Below are 992 nucleotides of genomic sequence, written 5' to 3' on the forward strand. Positions count from 1 at the left end.
TTTTTGCTTCCCAATTTTGGGAACCAATAATTTTGTTTTTATCATGCGATTAACAATCCAATTATTAAAACAAGATGTGATCTTTAAACGTATGTTATCGATATTCCAAACGACTAAATTTTTAACAATGTGATTTGTGCTGTGATAAAAACGTATCATAAAATTTATAAACTGTTATGAATGATATCGGCTTTTCATTTCATTTGAACGTTTACATGCGTTATAATATTTACATCATGATTTGCTTTTTATGGTCTATTCATACATGGCAATCTTATATAAAAAATGGTCAAATGAATCATGCATAAAAGTGTGGATTCTTAAGTGGATTCTTATAAAATAATTTCACTCAAACCATTGACTTTATTGTGTTTTTATATATAATGCGTTATTATCATCGTCCAAGGTTCATTCTTAGGAATGCGTAATTTAAACCGGTGATAACGATTGCGTGAACGCCCATGATAAGCGCCCGTGACATAAGAACACACCCTTTCCTTATGCCATGTGATCGGTGTCTGATTATTGCGAAGACGACGTTCCCCTATGCTTAAAAAACCTTCCGTCGTATCAACTTCGGCAAACATCTTCGTGACAAAGTTAAAACTTCCATCCGGCGCCCCCATCTCTTGCGAAACAACCGTTGCCTCCATCGGTGCTCCCGTAAACATAACAAGCCGATTGTTTTCATCAAAAGCACCAAGCATTGGAGCGCCACTTTGCCAACGAGGGCTGTCTAAAGAAGCCGGCAATGCCTCAAGATTGATCGAAATCTCATCTAACTGTTCTAAAGTATATCCTGTTGTAAACACTGGAAACAACGTGAAAGGCTTTCCCTGTAGTGTCGACCATTTCTGTAAACCCCAATCATAAACAAAGGTGGTTTGCTCGTTATTGCCTCTCTTTAAGGACCAGTAAATCCGGTTATCAATGGGGTCTATAACTCCTTGCATCTCATCAAGAGCAAACTTATCAAATGTTTTAAAAACCGT

General features: G+C 37.0%; 1 pseudogene. It reads right to left on the reverse strand.

Annotated elements, in window-relative coordinates:
* Positions 1-374: 374 nt before the first annotated feature.
* A pseudogene (locus ACFIKG_RS09440) lies at positions 375-992 on the reverse strand (hypothetical protein); the annotation flags it as partial.

Source organism: Bartonella sp. LB28NMGDW (assembly GCF_042194435.1).
GTDB lineage: Bacteria > Pseudomonadota > Alphaproteobacteria > Rhizobiales > Rhizobiaceae > Bartonella > Bartonella grahamii.